Source organism: Acetobacteroides hydrogenigenes, from assembly GCF_004340205.1.
GTDB classification, from domain to species: Bacteria; Bacteroidota; Bacteroidia; order Bacteroidales; family ZOR0009; genus Acetobacteroides; species Acetobacteroides hydrogenigenes.
The window spans coordinates 216580-233106 of the sequence record NZ_SLWB01000002.1; the positions used below are offsets into that span (position 1 = coordinate 216580).

At 44.1% G+C, this 16527-nt stretch carries 15 protein-coding genes; 3 read left to right on the forward strand and 12 right to left on the reverse strand.

What is annotated here, in order from left to right; translation table 11 throughout:
• Positions 1 to 8: 8 nt before the first annotated feature.
• Together CLV25_RS03665 and CLV25_RS03670 are read right to left on the reverse strand one after the other, a co-directional pair.
• Positions 9 to 335, reverse strand: coding sequence for a PadR family transcriptional regulator (locus CLV25_RS03665; RefSeq protein WP_131838284.1), 327 nt, complete (start codon positions 333 to 335; stop codon positions 9 to 11).
• Between the two features lie 2 nt (positions 336 to 337).
• Positions 338 to 919, reverse strand: a complete 582-nt coding sequence (locus CLV25_RS03670) for a PspC domain-containing protein (RefSeq protein WP_131838285.1) — start codon at positions 917 to 919, stop codon at positions 338 to 340.
• Positions 920 to 1137: 218 nt separating this feature from the next.
• On the opposite strand from CLV25_RS03670, the gene CLV25_RS03675 reads away from it, so the two are divergent.
• Complete coding sequence (locus CLV25_RS03675) at positions 1138 to 1935, forward strand: DUF2797 domain-containing protein (protein ID WP_131838286.1); 798 nt, start codon at positions 1138 to 1140, stop codon at positions 1933 to 1935.
• A 380-nt stretch (positions 1936 to 2315) separates the two neighbouring features.
• Here the strand turns inward: CLV25_RS03675 and pepE are convergent, their stop codons facing one another.
• From pepE to CLV25_RS03700, 5 genes are all read right to left on the reverse strand, one after another.
• The gene (pepE, locus tag CLV25_RS03680) at positions 2316 to 3011 is read right to left on the reverse strand and encodes a dipeptidase PepE (RefSeq protein WP_131838287.1); all 696 of its coding nucleotides are present in this window, start codon (positions 3009 to 3011) and stop codon (positions 2316 to 2318) included.
• An 18-nt stretch (positions 3012 to 3029) separates the two neighbouring features.
• Positions 3030 to 3725, reverse strand: a complete 696-nt coding sequence (locus tag CLV25_RS03685) for a HesA/MoeB/ThiF family protein (RefSeq protein WP_131838288.1) — start codon at positions 3723 to 3725, stop codon at positions 3030 to 3032.
• 143 nt (positions 3726 to 3868) lie between these two features.
• Entirely contained in the window at positions 3869 to 4762 is an 894-nt protein-coding gene (locus CLV25_RS03690) for an outer membrane beta-barrel protein (protein WP_131838289.1), read from the reverse strand.
• Between the two features lie 56 nt (positions 4763 to 4818).
• Positions 4819 to 5925: a hypothetical protein gene (locus CLV25_RS03695; protein WP_131838290.1), complete on the reverse strand. Its 1107-nt coding sequence runs from the start codon at positions 5923 to 5925 to the stop codon at positions 4819 to 4821.
• A 2-nt stretch (positions 5926 to 5927) separates the two neighbouring features.
• Positions 5928 to 6413 (reverse strand): RNA polymerase sigma factor, encoded by a 486-nt coding sequence (locus tag CLV25_RS03700; protein WP_131838291.1) that lies wholly within the window; start codon positions 6411 to 6413, stop codon positions 5928 to 5930.
• Between the two features lie 199 nt (positions 6414 to 6612).
• On the opposite strand from CLV25_RS03700, the gene CLV25_RS03705 reads away from it, so the two are divergent.
• Positions 6613 to 7401, forward strand: coding sequence for a 5'-nucleotidase, lipoprotein e(P4) family (locus tag CLV25_RS03705; protein ID WP_131838292.1), 789 nt, complete (start codon positions 6613 to 6615; stop codon positions 7399 to 7401).
• Here CLV25_RS03705 and CLV25_RS03710 read toward each other — a convergent pair.
• Genes CLV25_RS03710 through CLV25_RS03720 form a run of 3 tightly spaced genes read right to left on the reverse strand, consistent with a single transcriptional unit; the run spans position 7398 to position 11172 of the window.
• On the reverse strand, positions 7398 to 7949 hold the full coding sequence (locus CLV25_RS03710) for a 5-formyltetrahydrofolate cyclo-ligase (protein ID WP_131838293.1): 552 nt from the start codon (positions 7947 to 7949) through the stop codon (positions 7398 to 7400). The two genes, CLV25_RS03705 and CLV25_RS03710, sit on opposite strands and share 4 nt — an antisense overlap.
• Positions 7950 to 7954: 5 nt before the next feature.
• The gene (locus tag CLV25_RS03715; RefSeq protein WP_131838294.1) at positions 7955 to 10786 is read right to left on the reverse strand and encodes a hypothetical protein; all 2832 of its coding nucleotides are present in this window, start codon (positions 10784 to 10786) and stop codon (positions 7955 to 7957) included.
• A gap of 23 nt (positions 10787 to 10809) precedes the next feature.
• Positions 10810 to 11172, reverse strand: a complete 363-nt coding sequence (locus tag CLV25_RS03720) for a translation initiation factor (protein WP_131838295.1) — start codon at positions 11170 to 11172, stop codon at positions 10810 to 10812.
• Between the two features lie 133 nt (positions 11173 to 11305).
• On the opposite strand from CLV25_RS03720, the gene CLV25_RS03725 reads away from it, so the two are divergent.
• Positions 11306 to 14419 carry a glycosyltransferase family 117 protein gene (locus CLV25_RS03725; RefSeq protein ID WP_131838296.1) on the forward strand — a complete coding sequence of 1038 codons (3114 nt, stop codon included), beginning with the start codon at positions 11306 to 11308 and terminating at the stop codon, positions 14417 to 14419.
• A 71-nt stretch (positions 14420 to 14490) separates the two neighbouring features.
• On the opposite strand, the gene CLV25_RS03730 is transcribed toward CLV25_RS03725, so the two are convergent.
• Entirely contained in the window at positions 14491 to 15213 is a 723-nt protein-coding gene (locus tag CLV25_RS03730) for a hypothetical protein (RefSeq protein WP_131838297.1), read from the reverse strand.
• Positions 15214 to 15404: 191 nt separating this feature from the next.
• On the reverse strand, positions 15405 to 16142 hold the full coding sequence (locus tag CLV25_RS03735) for a DUF6261 family protein (RefSeq protein WP_131838298.1): 738 nt from the start codon (positions 16140 to 16142) through the stop codon (positions 15405 to 15407).
• Positions 16143 to 16527 lie beyond the last annotated feature (385 nt).

Consider the following 16527-nt stretch of genomic DNA (forward strand, 5'->3'; position numbering starts at 1 on the left):
ATTAGGTTTTACTTATTTCGGATAGTTTTGATCTGCTCAACGAGCTCGTCCCACGATTGGTGCAGCTCTTTCAGGTAGTCTCGTCCCTGCTCGGTTAGCGAGTAGTACTTGCGGGGTGGCCCCTGTGGCGACTCCTCCCAGCGGTAGGTTAGCAGCCCTTGGTTCTTTTGTCGGGTAAGCAGTGGGTAAAGCGTTCCCTCTACTACAATCATCTCGGCGTCCTTCAGGTCGCTGATGATGGTCGATGCGTAGGCGTCTCCCTTTTCGAGTATCATCAAGATGCAGTACTCGAGGATGCCCTTACGCATTTGCGCTTTGTTGTTATCGATATTCATGGCTATCTCCTATTTTTCATTTGTTGATACTCACGTTCCAAGTTTTCTGGGGTGATGGGCTCACCGCGCATCTCCAACCTTTGAGCTGGGGTAACAGCTAGGGGAGTGATGATCCAGATTAGAGGGTAAAGGATGATGGTTACACCACCTAGCAGCAGTGCGATAAAGATGATGCGGAAGAGGACTGGGTCGAGGTTGAAGTAGTGGCTCAGCCCGGTACAAACGCCACCGATTACCATGCCATCGGGATCGCGGTAAAATTTCTTGTAGGCCATAGGGGTTCGTTTTTGATCGTTTGTGTAAGCCGATTGGAAAGAGGTTCCTGCATCTAAGTCCTCCTCGTCGCCGAGGGTAGCAATCGCCTGCTTTACCATGCGGAGGTTAACAACCTGCTGTGCCGATTTAATCTCTTGGGCGAATAGCTCGGCTATTCGTGCCTCGATATCGGAGATAATCTCTTCGCCACCGGCTTGCGCAGAGTACTTACGCTTCAGGGCTTCGATATAGGTGTTTAAGCGAGCGTATGCATCGTCATCTACTACAAAGCTCATTCCTCCGATATTAACTGATAGTGTTGTTTTCATACCAAATACTGTTTATTACACTTTATTGTGTTTTGCAAGTATAACGCTTAACCTAGGTACTTGGTTACACATAGTAGTATGTTTTTTTCATATTTTTGGAAAATATTTTTTATAGCATTGATTTGATGAATATTATATATGATATATTTTTCGATGGATAGGGTGCAAATAGCGGAATTGATCGTCTTTTTTGTAGCTTTACCCAAAAACAAAACGCTATGCCAATAGCCGAACTCCGAAAAATGGCTGCAGCTGCCACTTCTGATGGGCAGGTAAGCTATCGCCTATCGACGCTCGATGGTGAAGTAAATATGAATGAGCTAATAGGGAAAGCCATTCGCCTAAGGTTTACCGGCACCATACGGTGCATCAGCTGTGGGAGCATCACCAAAAAGTCGTTTGCGCAGGGGTACTGCTACCGCTGCTTCATTTCGTCGCCCGAAACGGAGCCCTGCCTGCTAAAGCCGCATCTTTGCCAAGCGCATCTGGGGGTTGCCCGCGATATGGCTTACGCCCAGGAGCACTGCCTTATCGATCACTACGTGTATCTCGCTCGCTCGGGTGGACTAAAGGTCGGTGTTACCCGTCACACGCAAATCCCTACGCGATGGATCGATCAGGGAGCTTGTCAGGGCTTAATTATTGCCCAAACGCCCAACCGCTACCTAGCCGGAGTAATTGAGGTGGAGCTCATGAAGCATTTCAGCGATAAAACCAACTGGCGCGCCATGCTCACCAATAGCGAACCCGAAATTAGCTTGCTCGACGAGCGGGATAGGGCAATTAGTGCCCTAAACGACGAGTTGGCTCAGTATGCCGTTGCGGATAGGGCAATTCTGAACCTCTGCTACCCCGTTGAGGCGTACCCAACAAAGGTTGCCTCCCTGAACTTCGATAAATCGCCCGAGGTTGAGGGTATTCTGAAGGGAATTCGAGGACAGTACTTGATCTTTGAAGAAGGGGCGGTGCTGAACCTGCGAACCTTTAGCGGCTACGAGGTGGAACTTAGCTGGTAGGTGGAGATCACAGAAATTTTAGCGATGTAATGGCATTCCTTTATCGGCGGAAGCTCATTTCAACGATGTAATGGCATTCCTTTATCGGCGGAAGCTCATTTCAACGATGTAACGGCATTCCGCTACTGGCGGAAGCTCATTTCAACGATGTAATGGCATTCCGCTACTGGCGGAAGTGCATTTCAATGATGTAATGGCATTCTGCTGCTCGCGGAAACCCATTTCAACGATGTAATGGGTTTTCGCTGCTGACGAAAAAGTATTTGCTCGACAAAACGGTGTTTTTTCGATAATTTGGAGAGAATGGCATCATCCCTATAAAGAAAGCACCGCAGCAGTAAAGGCTACGGTGCTTTCTTATGCTATCCGCTAAGGTAGAACTAGAACTTTAGCGCGTTGATGTCGGTAGTTTCGATAGGCTCCTGTCCGTACTTGAATACGCGAAGCGGTTTTGGACCGATTAGTTTGTATTCGTTGACCTCTAGGCGGATCATACAGCCTTCGCGTAGGCCAAGAACCATAATATCTTGGTTCAGCGCAATGAACTCTTCAATACGCTGCTCGCGGGTTTCGCCGGCATGACCATCGGGATGGGCATCGAGGTAGTGAGGATTAATCTGGAAGGGAACTAGGTTCAGCGCATTGAACGATTCGGGCTCCGTGATAGGCATATCGTTGGTGGTACGGATAGTTGGACAGGCCATGTTCGAACCGGCGCTCCATCCGATGTATGGAGTTCCACATAGCACCTTGCGGCGAATGGCATCAACCAAGCCGTTGTTCTGAACGCACTGCAGCAGGCGGAAGGTGTTGCCACCACCTACAACAATAGCCTCGGCCTTTTCTACGGCCTCAACGCAGCTGTCGAACTTGTGAATCGACTTAACCTCTACGCCAACTTCGGCCAGACGGTTGGCCACCTTTGCTTCGTATTCGTCGTACGAAAAGGTTACTGCAGCGTATGGAATGAATAGTACGCTTTTAACTTCGCCCAAAAAGTTTTTGATTTCGTGTTTCGGGTATTCGAGATACTGTTCTCCAGCGTTGGTGGAGTTGCTTATTAGTAGTAATCTCATGGTCAGCTTTTATTTTAATTAAAGTTGTTCTGTTCCAAAGGTATTTACGTCGCATTTTCGGAGGAAGGAGCTTGCTTTCCCAAGGAGGGCATTTATTGCCACAGCGGCTGCTGCACCTCCCGATATCGAGCTAACGTAGCTTGGGTAGTAGTAGTCCGACTTATAAATGGCATCTATGTCGCTAATTGCTCTGCCTATTAGGGCTAAAGCATTATCGCCGGTGGCGCAAAGAAGGTACGAATGGAAGTTACAGCCGGTTGTCCAAACAAGTATCTTACCCTTCTTCTGGCAGTAATCTCCGATCAGCAGTAGTGTTTCCTTGCTGTAGCTGGCGTAGATTACGATTTCGGAATCATCAAGGATCTCCTGTATGTTAGAGTCACGGAGCTCCACGTTCTTAATGTTGACGCGCTCCACCAGCCTCATGTTGATGAGCTTTTCCTTGATGGCGATGGTCTTCAACTTGCCGATATCTCCTTTAGAGAAAAGGCTTCCTTGTGGAAGGGTAAACTCGTCTATCGATCGGTGGTCTACAACCTTAATGCTGCTTACACCAGATGTTATTAGCGAAAGGAGGGTGCTAACGCCCACGCCGGTAAGGCCTACTACTGCTATCTTGGAATTTTTCAGCTTGGTTATCTCTTCAAGTCCAAGGCCTTCGAGCTCCATTATTCTGGCAAAACGTCGTTTCTCCCAATCAACAAGCTTGTCCATTTCGATTCCTGATGTTTATGCTAATTCTGTCGAAATGTACAGCTTAATTTTGGGTTGCCAAAGATAATGTGGCGAACAGTATAGTATAAAAAAGCGGGAGCTTCCATTTTTGGAAGCTCCCGCTTTTGCTAAAAGGTATATTTCTAGAAGTTTAATGTAACGCCTGCTGCAAATGGGTAGAGTTCGGGACCCTTGCCATCTTGGAACATTTGGGTAAGCGAGTAGGTTGCATATACACCCCAATCGTGGTATCCAAGTTTTGCCATTAGGCTTGCGCGGAAGGGGTTTAGGTAGAAGGCATTCCAGTTTTTGTCCTTTTTTTTGCCGTTGTCGTCAACAACAACCTTTGTGTGAGAGTTTAGAAGAATTGAACCAACTACACCAAAAGAGGCGTACATCGATCTGTCCTTTCCACCGTTAACCTCAATTGCAACAGGAACGTTTAACCACCAATCTGTTAGCTTGGTTTTTCGGATGTTTTTACCAGGATAGAGATCGCTCAGGTTTTTAACTGCCAACACGCCATTTTCCTTCTGAACCGTGATTTCGTTGTCGAAGCGGTAATTGTGCCATTCTGTTCCAATACCAGCTGTTAAGCCAACGTATTTGGTGATAGGCTGGGAGACGCTCGTGAGGTTTAGCACTACGTTGATGGATTTAGAATGGTTTAGGTCCATCTGTTCGTAGCCGGCAGGAAGCTTAGTGCCTCCATTGCTGTTGAAGTAGGTGTTAATGCCAAGACCAAACCCATCTAGGTGCGAATGGAACCTTTTGCTTTTTTTGTTACCTGAAGTCCAAACAGAGATATCGCCCGACTTATTCTCGTAAACGTAAACACCTTTTTTCCCAACCTTAACAGCTACGGTGTCTACATCCTTAATCTCGAAATCGTTGATACCCTTGTCGGATTTCTTTACAATCACGGTATCAACCAGCATTTTTTGGTCGATCTTAATGGTATCCTTTTTTTCCTCTGCATTTGATACTACTGCAAATAGAAGAAATGCTGGTAGTATTGCTAACAATTTTTTATTCATGACTTTACGTGTTTTTTTGTTTGTTTTGCTGTATGACGAATAGCTGTGCTCGAAAGTTACTTGTCCTCGTCATATTTTTTCGAGTATTTTAGGTACCCAGCCTCTAAATTGACGGCCATAAGGTTTCCTTCTGCATCATACTTGCTCGAATACTGAACGTTAGTTCCAAAAATAGAGTTTAAGCCATTGATGGCACGTGCAATGAAGACGCCTTTACGTCTTCCTTTTATGTCTTTTATTTGTTGCGAAATGGTTTCGCTTTCCATTTTTGCCTTTTCCAAAAATACTGTCAAATTTGTAGCAATTTCTGAACTATTGTTATTGCTTTCAATATTTTGATATAATGACATTTGACTTGATTTAACTATATGGTTAGTTAAATCAATATCTTTTTGTTCAACCATTGCTAGGTTGGTTGGTTGTATATGGTCTATATGAATTTGCTCTCTAGATATACTAATGGTATCTTTCTTTGTACTTGTTGAATTTATATCATTGTTAACGTTGTTATTACCGATATTAATTTTATTATTATATTCAGATATATGTTGTTCTGCAAGCTGACCCGTTGCTTGTGGTTCGTCAATAATCAGACCTGTTTCACCGTTTGCGCGCCCTGGCGTTGCAGTAATGCCAGGCTGAATATTGGTACTAAGCTCCTTTACTTTTTCTTCGTTTATAGTAAAGTAGAAAACAATAAGTACTGCTGATGCAATACTTGAGTATGTTATTAAATTACTTTTAAACTTTGATTTAAAAACATTTTTCTTAAGTTTATCTTTAAATGGACATTCAACCTTTTCTACGGCTAGTTTTGTCTTTTGAAAAATGTCAAAATCGGCTTTAAGCTTTGCATTGGTAGCAATCGACCCGTCTAAGATTATTTTCTCGGAGGGTGTAATGTCTTTCTCTAGTTCGGCAACGCATAGGTAGTCGAAAGAGGAAAGTTCGTATCCTATCTTTGGATTTCGCTTAATGGTGATCGGTGAAAAGTCTTCTTTCGTTATTTTGAATTCTCCTGTTTGTTCCATAAGCAGGTAGAATTCCTCTTCTAGATCAGGGTTGGCTGCAAGAAAATGTAACAGCCTTTCAACCATCTCGTCAGAGAGGTTCCCGTCAAAGTAGTCGAGAAAATACTCTTCGTAGTTTTTTCTAGTGATCATGGCTATATTACGTTTTCTATTTTACCAATGTAGCTCTTTAAAAAAAGGCGGGCTCGGTATATGTACACCTTAACTTGGGATTCGCTTAAGCCTGTAATGCTCCCGATTTCTTCGTAGGTGTATCCCTCATAGTCGCGCAAAAGTATTACCGATTTCTGATCTTCGGGAAGCAGCGAAAGGCCTTTTTGTAAAATTTCATTCAAATCAGGGCTAACTGTTGTAACCGAATCGGTGACGCGTTCTAGTCCAACATCTTCGCCTATGCGCTTTTTCTTACGGATGAGGTCTATAGTTGCATGGTATACCGTCGTGAATAGGTACGACTTTGTTTTTTCGAATGCAATTTCTTCAACTCTCATCCAAAGTTTTTCAAAAGTATCTTGTACGATGTCATGGCATAATTCGCTATCTTTTAGCATTTTTACAGCAAACCTGTAAATGCTATCAGCATATAGATCAACGCACTTGTTATACTCGTGTGGAGTCATCTTTTTTCTTATGTTTTTACTATGACGATTTAATCATTCTAAAGTTACAGGTGGTTAAAGGTAAAATGAATATTTTTACCTTTTCGTTAGAGGTTAATTTTGGAATGGGGGTTGAAGGATGGTTCTGCTTAAATAAAGCAGGTTTAAAAGTAGATTCCTATGCTGAAATTGTATATAAAATAAACTTAAGCTGATAAAAATGAAACGAATTTTTGGGATAGTCGCTGTTGCTGCTACTTTGTTACTTGTAAGCAGCAAGCCTATTGGAAAGGATCAAGAGTCAGTTGCGTCTGATTACCTTATTCAGGCTGTTTTATGGTATCAGTCATCTCCAGAAATGCAGGCGCTCTACCTGCAAGGATTTAATATGGCAAAAACAAATCTAGTTTCCTTTGTTAAGGATCAAACTGATAAGCCTAAGGTTGTTGTTGTTGATATTGATGAAACGATGCTAGATAATAGCCCATTTGAAGGTCGTTTGATTCATACTGGAAAATCTTTCAAACCCGAGATATGGAAGGAATGGTCTGATAAGGCAAAAGCGAAGGCGCTACCAGGTGCAGTGGATTTTACAAGGTTTGCAAAATCTCTAGGCGTAAGGGTTATCTATATTAGCAATCGTGATACTTCCGAGATTGCCGGTACGCTTAAAAATCTTAATGATGAAGGATTTGAGTTTGCCGTGAAGGAGAACGTATTCTTTAAAACTAACGAATCATCGAAGGACGCTCGTCGTAAGCAGGTTTCGGAGAAGTATGAGATTGTAATGCTTATTGGAGATAACCTTTCGGATTTTAGTACGGTATTCGATAAACGCGATGGCTCTTCTGAGTATGCTAGGTTAAATGAGCTGAAAAGTCAGTTTGGCTATCGCTACATTATTTTACCAAATCCAACATATGGCGATTGGGAAAAACCTATCACCAAAGGTTGTAAGTCTGAATTGGAAAAATATAACGCTCGAAAAGGGAAAGTTGTTGGCTTTTAGCGTTTAAAAATGTTCTTTTCGGTTACGACCATGTTGAGTGGAACATCGTGCTGATCAACAGGAACTTCATCAACAATTTGAAAGTTGTAGGCAACGCCAATTTTTGCTGCGACCGATTCCGAAAGGAGTCGGTCGTAGTAGCCTTTGCCCCTTCCCATGCGGTTACAGTTAGCATCAAAGGCTACTCCTGGTACTATTACTAAATCGATTCCGCTAATTTCAATCTTTTCTTCCGATGTTGGTTCTAGGATGCCAAATATTGGTTCAGGCTTCATTTTTTTTACACCTTCAAATCTGACCAGCTCTAGATCATTGCCCTTAATTAGTGGGAGGTATACTTTTTTGTGCTTAGACCATCTTTCTACAGCTTGATGTGTTATAACTTCGTCGTTCATCGACCAATAGGAAAGTATGGTTGATGATTTTTTGAAAGCTTCGGTTTGTTCTACTTGGGCAAAGATTTTGTTTGAAAATTCTTCCCACTCTTTTCTGTCCTGCTGATTCTTTAGGCTTTTTATTGTAATTCTCAGCTCTTTCTTGGTTGTCATAGGTGCTAGTTGAAATGTATTGAAAAAAATGAATTCCAAGTAACTGTTCCGTTATTATTGTAGGAAATTCGTGCTCCTGTTGTAATTGGGAATGTGCTTCTAAGTAAATTTAAATCGAATAGGACATCTGTCCCTGTTGATGAGTAAACGTTCTTTGGGTAGATCTTCCCTATAACCTTGTTGTTCTTGTCTACAACGTACGACATTTTAGTGTTTTCGGCAAAGTCAGCAAAAAGATTGAGACGAATTCTTTTTAGATATACTAGCCATGATAGGTTAAAATCGGGATATGCAATGGGGAAGCTGTAGTCGTTAAACAAGGCTTTGTAGTAGTTCGATCGGTAGGAGCTAGCGTATCCACGCGGAAGTGTGAATGCGTTAGAGTAGTAGTATCTATCAACTTCTTGATTCTGGTAGCAGATCCTCGTCATAAACCCATGGTTTTTGAAAAGTCCAGGTGTAATTATTCCAAGTCGGTATGCGTATAGGCGTCCGAGGTTCTCGTGCTCAAAAGGTGCCGCTGCCGTTTTGAAGTAGGCGTTTATTCCCCAACGAGGAAAAATATTCTGATGGGCGAGTTTCATTTGCAAAGCACCATAAAAGGACGATGTTATTTGATCTAATCCTTTTTCATACTTAGCCTTTGAACGATTGTATAGTATGTCGTTATAGTGACTATATTCAATAGATGGTTGAAGCAATGCATTCCAAGATCCGTATGAAAATTGTAAAGGTAAGTATGACGAGGCTGCCACTTTGAAGCGTCGTAGAGTACTATCCATTTTGTATTTTGGATTGCTAACTTGATAAAGCAGTGGTGTTGTGTTGTACCTGTCGAATCGGAGGTTGAATACAGGGAGCCATCCTTTAAACGTGTGGCTTATGTCAATAATGTGTCCATCAGGTGTGTAACCATATCCTAGCGTTGTGAATGAGGTGCTTAAGAGGTTTTGTGACATTATGGTGAATCCTGGGTATACATTTAAGTATAGATCTTGGATGTCGGCCGGGTCGAAGTAAAAAGGAGCCCAACTGTGAAAATTAAAAAGATGGGTTAACCTGTTGTACTTTTTTACTTTAAGCATAGGCTTGTTGGGAATGCTATCTTGCAGATTAATGGCAACATTTTTGGATAGCAAATCTGCAACCGGGTAGTTAGGGGTCTTCTTTTCGTTTGCTATGGGAGCTGGGCTTGTTGTTCTTTTTGAAAGTTTATATCCATTTAGGTGGTATTCAGAAAGGATTAATTTTGATTTGTCTATAAATTCATAATTACTTATCCCATAAATCGGTTCATATAGTTTATTAAAACTATTTGTTGATTTATTGTAAGAATACAGGCACGATTTACCCGAGTAGTCAGATATGAAGGTTATTGAATCACGAAAAACCTTAACGTCGTTCATATTTCTACGGCCAAAGTTTAGTAGGGTGTCAATTGTACTGGACGAAAGGTTTTGCTTTACCACTATCATATTGTCATGGCTATCGAGCGTTACGTAGGCAAGGTTATTATCGGTCCATTGTAGATCTTTGGCTTGTTCGAACGGGATTGGGAATTCGTTTATGCGTTCAAAATTTTTGGAGTACAGTCCGATTGACAGCTTATTAGAGGGCAAATTTTGTAGGGTTGCAAGAGAATCGCCTTTAAGAGTTGGGTAAGAGTAGTATTTGTGATTGGAGAGAACCGAATATGATTTGCTTGTAATGGAATACTTACGTATTACAGAATATTTAACCTGTGCCCAACGTCCTGCATACATGTATTCTGTCCAGTATATATTCTCTCCATCGGTAACAGGTCTAGAATTTATAGCTCCTATTGATTTTAGCTCTTTCTCTTTTCCGTCCGAGTTAATACGAATAAGCTGTGGGTTTTTTGATAGGGAAGTTTTAAATGCATACGTGTTGTTACCAACTTTAAGTGGGAAATTGTAGTCAGAGTAATTTTTTATATAATGCTTATTTATTGGATTATAATATTTATTAATTGATAAATTACTCCATGTTGAATCGTAATACGAAATGCTCTTTTTGAAGAGTTCTTCTCGTGTATTGTTTGTGTACTTTTTTATTCCAAACGAAAAGGGTGCCAAAATGAATGGTCGCTGTGTTGTATATCTGGCGACTTTGTTCCAAATGTCATTGCCGTATTTGGCTCTAGCGTAGGATACCATGTGATATCCTAAGCAATAGTGATTTGGAATTGGTATTTTGTACGATCCGTTTAGATATTGATCGAATTTTAGGTTGAATTCTTCAGCAAGTCTGGTCCGATATTCAAGGTTGAAGTTTGCGCTTCTTCCTCTTCCTGATTGGGTGTAGGCAGTTTCGGATGCTACAGCGTCTCCTTCGTAGAACCAAAGTGGTACTAACGACGCCATTAAGCCTATTCCTTGCTCTCCTAAAATGTAGAAAGAAATGCCCGTAAGTCCCTTGTAGAGGGTGGAAATTTGGGATACATGGCGAAATTCATGAATGGCCAACTCACGAGACCATGATATCGATTCGAAGTCATGAGGGGGAAGTGCCATAAGCTCCATTCGTTTAGGAGCCCAAGAAACGAACCCATTTGAAATTGAATTTTTAGTATGTATTAGTACTTGTATTTTTTTGGTTTTTATTCTTTTATCAAATTGAGCGTTATTGTATGATTGCTCTAGCATTGCTGCTATTCGGAGTGCATAATCGTTCAGGTCTTGTGGAAATACAACCTTGAAATGGGGTGTTTCTACGTAGTTGTATTTGACGCTGTAAGGATCTTCGCCTACTGCGTAATATTGGCCAAAGCTGCTATAAGACAGGAGTAAAATAAAAATGACTAAGATCCTTTTCATTAACTGCGAATGTGATAGAATAATTAACCTCCAGCCTTCTTTGCCTTGTAGCCTGCTTTTATGAGTAGATCTAGAATCTTTTCTCTGAAATCGCCCTGAATAAGAATTTCTCCATCTTTGACAGTTCCTCCAACTCCGCACTTGGATTTTAGCATCTTCCCAAGCTCTTTTATATCTTCTTCCGATCCGCTAAAGCCTGTAACTAGCGTAACCATTTTTCCTCCGCGCTGTTTTTTATCGAGCATTACGCGCAGATTCTGATGCTTAGGCTCTAGAGTCTCTTGATTCTCGTTATTGTCCATCTGCTCGTACTGGAAATCTGGATTTGTGGAGTAAACAACGTTAAGCCTGTCCTTCCAGTTGTTATCCTTTTCCTTTTTGGCCATTTTCAGTTCAAATTTTCGGGCTAATATAGCTAATAGCTTGTTAAAAGACGATCGTTAACCTTCAATCCTATTGATAAAAAGATTATTTTCGCTTGATTTTAGAAAATAAATGTAAATCAGATATAATACGAAAATGAAGAACTTCAAATTCTACAACTTACTCGTTGGTTGGATTACTTTTGCCATTTCGGCAATTGTATACTTGCTTACCATCGAGCCATCGGGTAGCTACTGGGATTGCGGTGAATTTATCGCAACTGCCTTTAAGCTTGAAGTAGGACACCCTCCGGGGGCGCCGTTGTTTATGATCATGGCTAGGTTTTTTACCCTATTTGCCGGAGGTAATCTGGAGCTCGTTGCTACAATGGTAAATGTGATGTCAGCGCTGGCAAGTGCTTTCACCATTCTGTTCCTTTTTTGGACGATTACCCATTTGGCCCGTCGTATCTATGCTAATACCGATGAACTCAATGCGAATCAAATTTTCGGGATTATTGGTGCTGGTTTTGTTGGTGCTTTGGCGTATACATTTTCGGATACATTCTGGTTTTCTGCGGTAGAAGGTGAGGTTTATGCGATGTCGTCGCTGTTTACCGCGGTAGTATTCTGGGCGATTCTTAAATGGGAAAATGATTTTGGAAAGCCCTACGCTAACCGTTGGATTATCCTTATCTCTTACCTAATGGGCTTGTCGATTGGGGTTCACCTTTTGAACCTTCTTGCCATTCCTGCTATCGTATTCGTGTTCTACTTTAAAAAGTATAAAGTTACTAAAGTTGGGGTTTTAAAGGCATTGGGTGTTTCGGCGCTGATCCTTGGTGGTATACTTTACGTGATTATCCCTGGTTTTGCAAAGGTAGGATCGTGGTTTGAGCTGCTGTTCGTGAACAGCTTTGGGCTTCCTTTCAACTCTGGCTTCTTCTTCTACCTAGCATTATTGGTAGGTGGGCTAATTTGGGGCGTTCATTATACCTATAAGCATGGTAAGGTTATTGGCAATACGATACTGCTTTGCGTTTCGGTTATCATGATCGGTTACTCGAGCTACACCATGATTGTTGTTCGTGCATTTGCCGATACGCCAATCAACGAGAACGATCCTGAAAATGTATTTGCTCTTATTAACTACTTGAATCGCGAGCAGTACGGCGATCGTCCTCTTGTTAAGGGACAGTACTTCTCTGCGCCTATTACCAGCACAACTCCTCGCTACTCGTATACCAAAAACGAGAAGGAAGGAAGGTATGATAAGTTTATTATTTCGTATAACTACGATTTCGATTCGCAGTTTGAGACGGTGTTTCCTCGTATGTACAGCATGCAGAAGGATCATATTGATCAGTACATGACCTGGGGCAACGTTAAGGGTAAACAGGTGATGACTACCAACGCGAATGGAGAAGAGGAGGCTACCATTGTGCCAACCTTTGGGGAAAATGTTGGATTCTTCCTCAGCTATCAGGTTGGGTACATGTACATGCGCTACTTTATGTGGAATTTTGTGGGTCGACAAAATGATATACAGGGTCAGGGTGGAAGCCTGTACGGCAACTGGCAGTCGGGCATTCCGTTTATTGATAGGATGATTACCGGAAGCAACGATACGGTTGATTACCTTAAGGACAATAAGGGTAGCAACAAGTACTTCTTCCTTCCGCTGATTCTTGGCCTTATCGGTATCTTCTACCAGGTTCAGCGCGATCCGAAGAATGCCTTTGTGGTAGGTTTGCTCTTCTTCCTAACCGGATTGGCTATCGTAATCTACCTAAACCAAACACCGCTGCAGCCTCGCGAGCGCGACTATGCCTATGCTGGTTCGTTCTACGCGTTTACCATTTGGATTGGTCTTGCGGTGCTCTCGGTTCAGGAATTCTTGTCGAAGAGGGTTAAGGGACTTGCCGCTCCTGCGCTGGCAACGGCTCTTTGCCTATTTGCCGCTCCGGTGCTTATGGGCGCCCAAACTTGGGACGACCACGACCGATCGAACCGCTACATGGCCGAAGATTTTGCCTACAACTATCTGCAAACTACACTTCCCAATAGTATTATAATTACCAATGGCGATAACGATACCTTCCCACTATGGTTCCAGCAGGAGGTTAAGGGTGTTCGTACTGATGTTCGAATTATGAATACTAGCCTTTTGGGAACCGACTGGTACATCGACCAGATGAAGAAGAAAGCTTACGAGTCGAATCCGCTTCCTATCTCTATTCCACGCGAAAAGTACGTTCAGGGGGTAAACGACCAGATCGTTGTTATGAATAAGGTTGAGGGCTACCACGATGCCAAGGAGGTGATGGATTTCATCCTCGATTCTGATCCTAGCACCAAAATACCGTACGGTAACGATCTGATTAGCTTCACGCCAACCAGCTTCATCAAGATACCCGTAAATAAGCAAAATGCTATTGCCAGCGGTATTGTTGCGGCTAAGGATGCCGATAAGATGGTGGATACGCTGTACATCAACATTAAGAAGCGCGATTTGAGCAAGAGCGACTTCGTGATACTCGATATCCTTGCACACTACCAGTGGAACCGACCCATATACATCGTATCTCCAGGTGGTGATGGCGACTTAGGCTTCTCCGACTACCTTCAGTTCGATGGCTTTGCGTACCGTCTGGTTCCTATAAAAACGCCTCACGATCAGAACACGCTTGATGCCGGACGCGTTGATACCGATGTGCTCTACAACAACCTGATGAAGAAGTACCGTTGGGGTACCATCAACAATCCGAATATCTACGTTGATCAGAACATGAGCCGTACCGTTGTACAGGTGCTGCGCATCCGCGACATGTTCAGCAAGCTAGCCGCTGAGCTCATCAAGGAGGGCAAGCTGGATAAGGCGCTTAAGGTGCAGGATAGGGGAATGGAGCTGGTTCCGTTTAGCATGTACGCGCCCGAGTTTATGCCTTACAGCATTCCTGCAATTGTGGATAACTACTACAAGCTGGGCAAGACCGATAAGGCCAATAGGATTGCCGAGGAGATGCTCAACCGAAACGTGAAAAACCTTAGCTTCTTCTTGAAGCTTGATCCAAAGATCGGCAACAACCTAGGCATGGAGAAGCAGCTGGGCTTCCAGAGCATCCTGTTTGTTTCGGAGGTGGTGAAGAAGTACAACCAGCCGGCCCTGTACAAGAAGTACGAGGATGCGCTGAACAGCTTCTACCCCTACTTTGCTCCATCGTTCCAGGAGCAGCAGCCGGAGTTAACCGATAGCATCGTTCAGGAATAGGCTACTTGTAGCTAATAGATAAAGAAAGAGAGAGCCCTAGGGCTCTCTCTTTCTTGTTTACGATGGTTGGCCTATATCTCCTGCAGCTTGAGCCGCTTTATCTGATCTTCGAAGACGGTTCTTATCTTCTGTAGATTTTCGAGGTGTATGTTGGGGTCGAAGATACGGACGGCATCAACGATGCCCTTTTTGCGGCAGAACACGGCAAGGGCGGCGTCGAAGCCTGTGTAGTCGATGTTATTCTTTACGGCTTCGCTTACCTTGCGAAACTGCCCGAAATCGAGCTTGCTCGATAGCGCGATGTAGCGCTCGCCCGGCTCGTCCAAATCCTGGTAGATGCCCTCTACGATTTCCTCGATGCAGAAGAGCTTCTGTATTTGGATGGCGGCCTCCTCGTCTATTCGCCTGTACTTAAGGAAGGCGATTCCTTCGGCCTTCAGAAAGTCTTGTAGCGCCTTCATCATGTCAAAATCCTTGAGGTACTTTACGCGGATGGCGTTGTAGCTGTCGGCGAAGATCGAGATCTTAGCGGGGGTAACGTCGATGTCGCAGCCGAGCACCTTGCGGGCCTCGTAGCCGAGCCGTACGACGTGCTCGATGCTGTACGCCTCTTTGGTGACAAAGAAGATGGTGCGGGGCTTGTCGGTATCCAGATCGTGTGCGCTGTAGTAGCCGGGGTAGGGCTGCGTGATTTCGAGGATGAGGGCGTTCGGGTGCCGCTGGTGGTTAAGGCTCATTACGTGCTCGAGCTTGGTAAGCAGCCCGAAGGTTTCGATAAATAGTCTTCGTTCCATGGTTTGTGTTGATTAGCCACAACAAATTACGAAAACCGTAGGGCGAAGTCAAGCGGACGGGGAAAAGTTTCGGCTAGGGGAGGCGGGGTGCAGGCGCGGGGCGGCTGCCCTTGCGCAAAAGGCAATCCCCAGTAGGCATCGCGCGTGCTGGGGATTTAGTGAAAAAAATTGAACTCATAATTAGTTCTTTCCTATTTCGTTGTGGCATTCTGATCGTTTTCGGAGCGGGTGGCGCGCTGCTTCTGCAGGGTCACGTACTTGGCGATAATCGTGTTGAGCTTAAACACTAGGTCCTTTAGCTCGGCCTTGTTGTAGAACTCGATTTCGCTCTCGATAAAGCGGAACTCCTTAGCGATGGCCTCGCCGAGCTCCTTGGCGGCCTGTACGGTGTTGCTCTTGGCCTCCTGCGCTGCGGTCTTGTCGACGCGTGCGGTGGAGTGCTGCTTGAAGCTGGCCTGTGCTTCCTCTATTTCGGTAACCCATTCTTGGGCCTGAATGGTTTCTACGGCCTGCCGGAGCTCGGGCTCGTTCTTGAGCATGCTCAGGAGGGTGTCTACGCGGGTGGTTTCGTCGGCGTAGGCCATTCGGTCCATATCCCAACCAATCTTGCGGTAGGTGTTTACGATGAGCTGCCCGGCCTGTGCCCAGGCGGCGTTCTTGCGTTCGGTGCAGAGCTGTGCGTAGTCGCGTAGGTTGGTCAAGCCGTTGTCGCGGTGGTCGTCGTCGCTTTCGATGAGGCTGCTTAGGTCTACCATGCTCAGCTTTTCGAGCGATTTGCGGTAGATGGCCAGCCTATCGTCTACGGTTTTCTTGTAGGCGGCCAGGGCGGGCATGGTTGCGGCAAAAGGGGCGGTGGCATCAGCGACTTCGGCAGCGAAGGTGCCTTTTTCGTTGATGTGCATTTTCTTAAAGTAGTATCCGTTGATCATTAGTTTACATATTTAGATTGTTATGGCCTTAAAGATATAATAAAAATTAATTCGATGCTTTTTTTGTGTTAAAAAATCATCCTTGATGTACAAAAAATTTAGCTGGAATAGCTGCGGTAGGGGGCTCTTGGGTGCTGCTTTGGGGGTACTTCCTATGGGTATAAGCCTGCCGCAGGGTTGCAGCGGCCCAATCCCCATGGGTATAAGCCTGCCGCAGAGCTGCAGCACCCCAATCCCTATGGGGATAAGCTTGCCGCAGAGCTGCAGCGGCCCAATCCCTATGGGTATAAGCTTGCCGCAGAGCTGCAGCAGCCCAATCCCTATGGGGATAAGCTTGCCGCAGAGCTGCAGCGGCCCAATCCCTATGGGTATAAGCTTGCCGCAG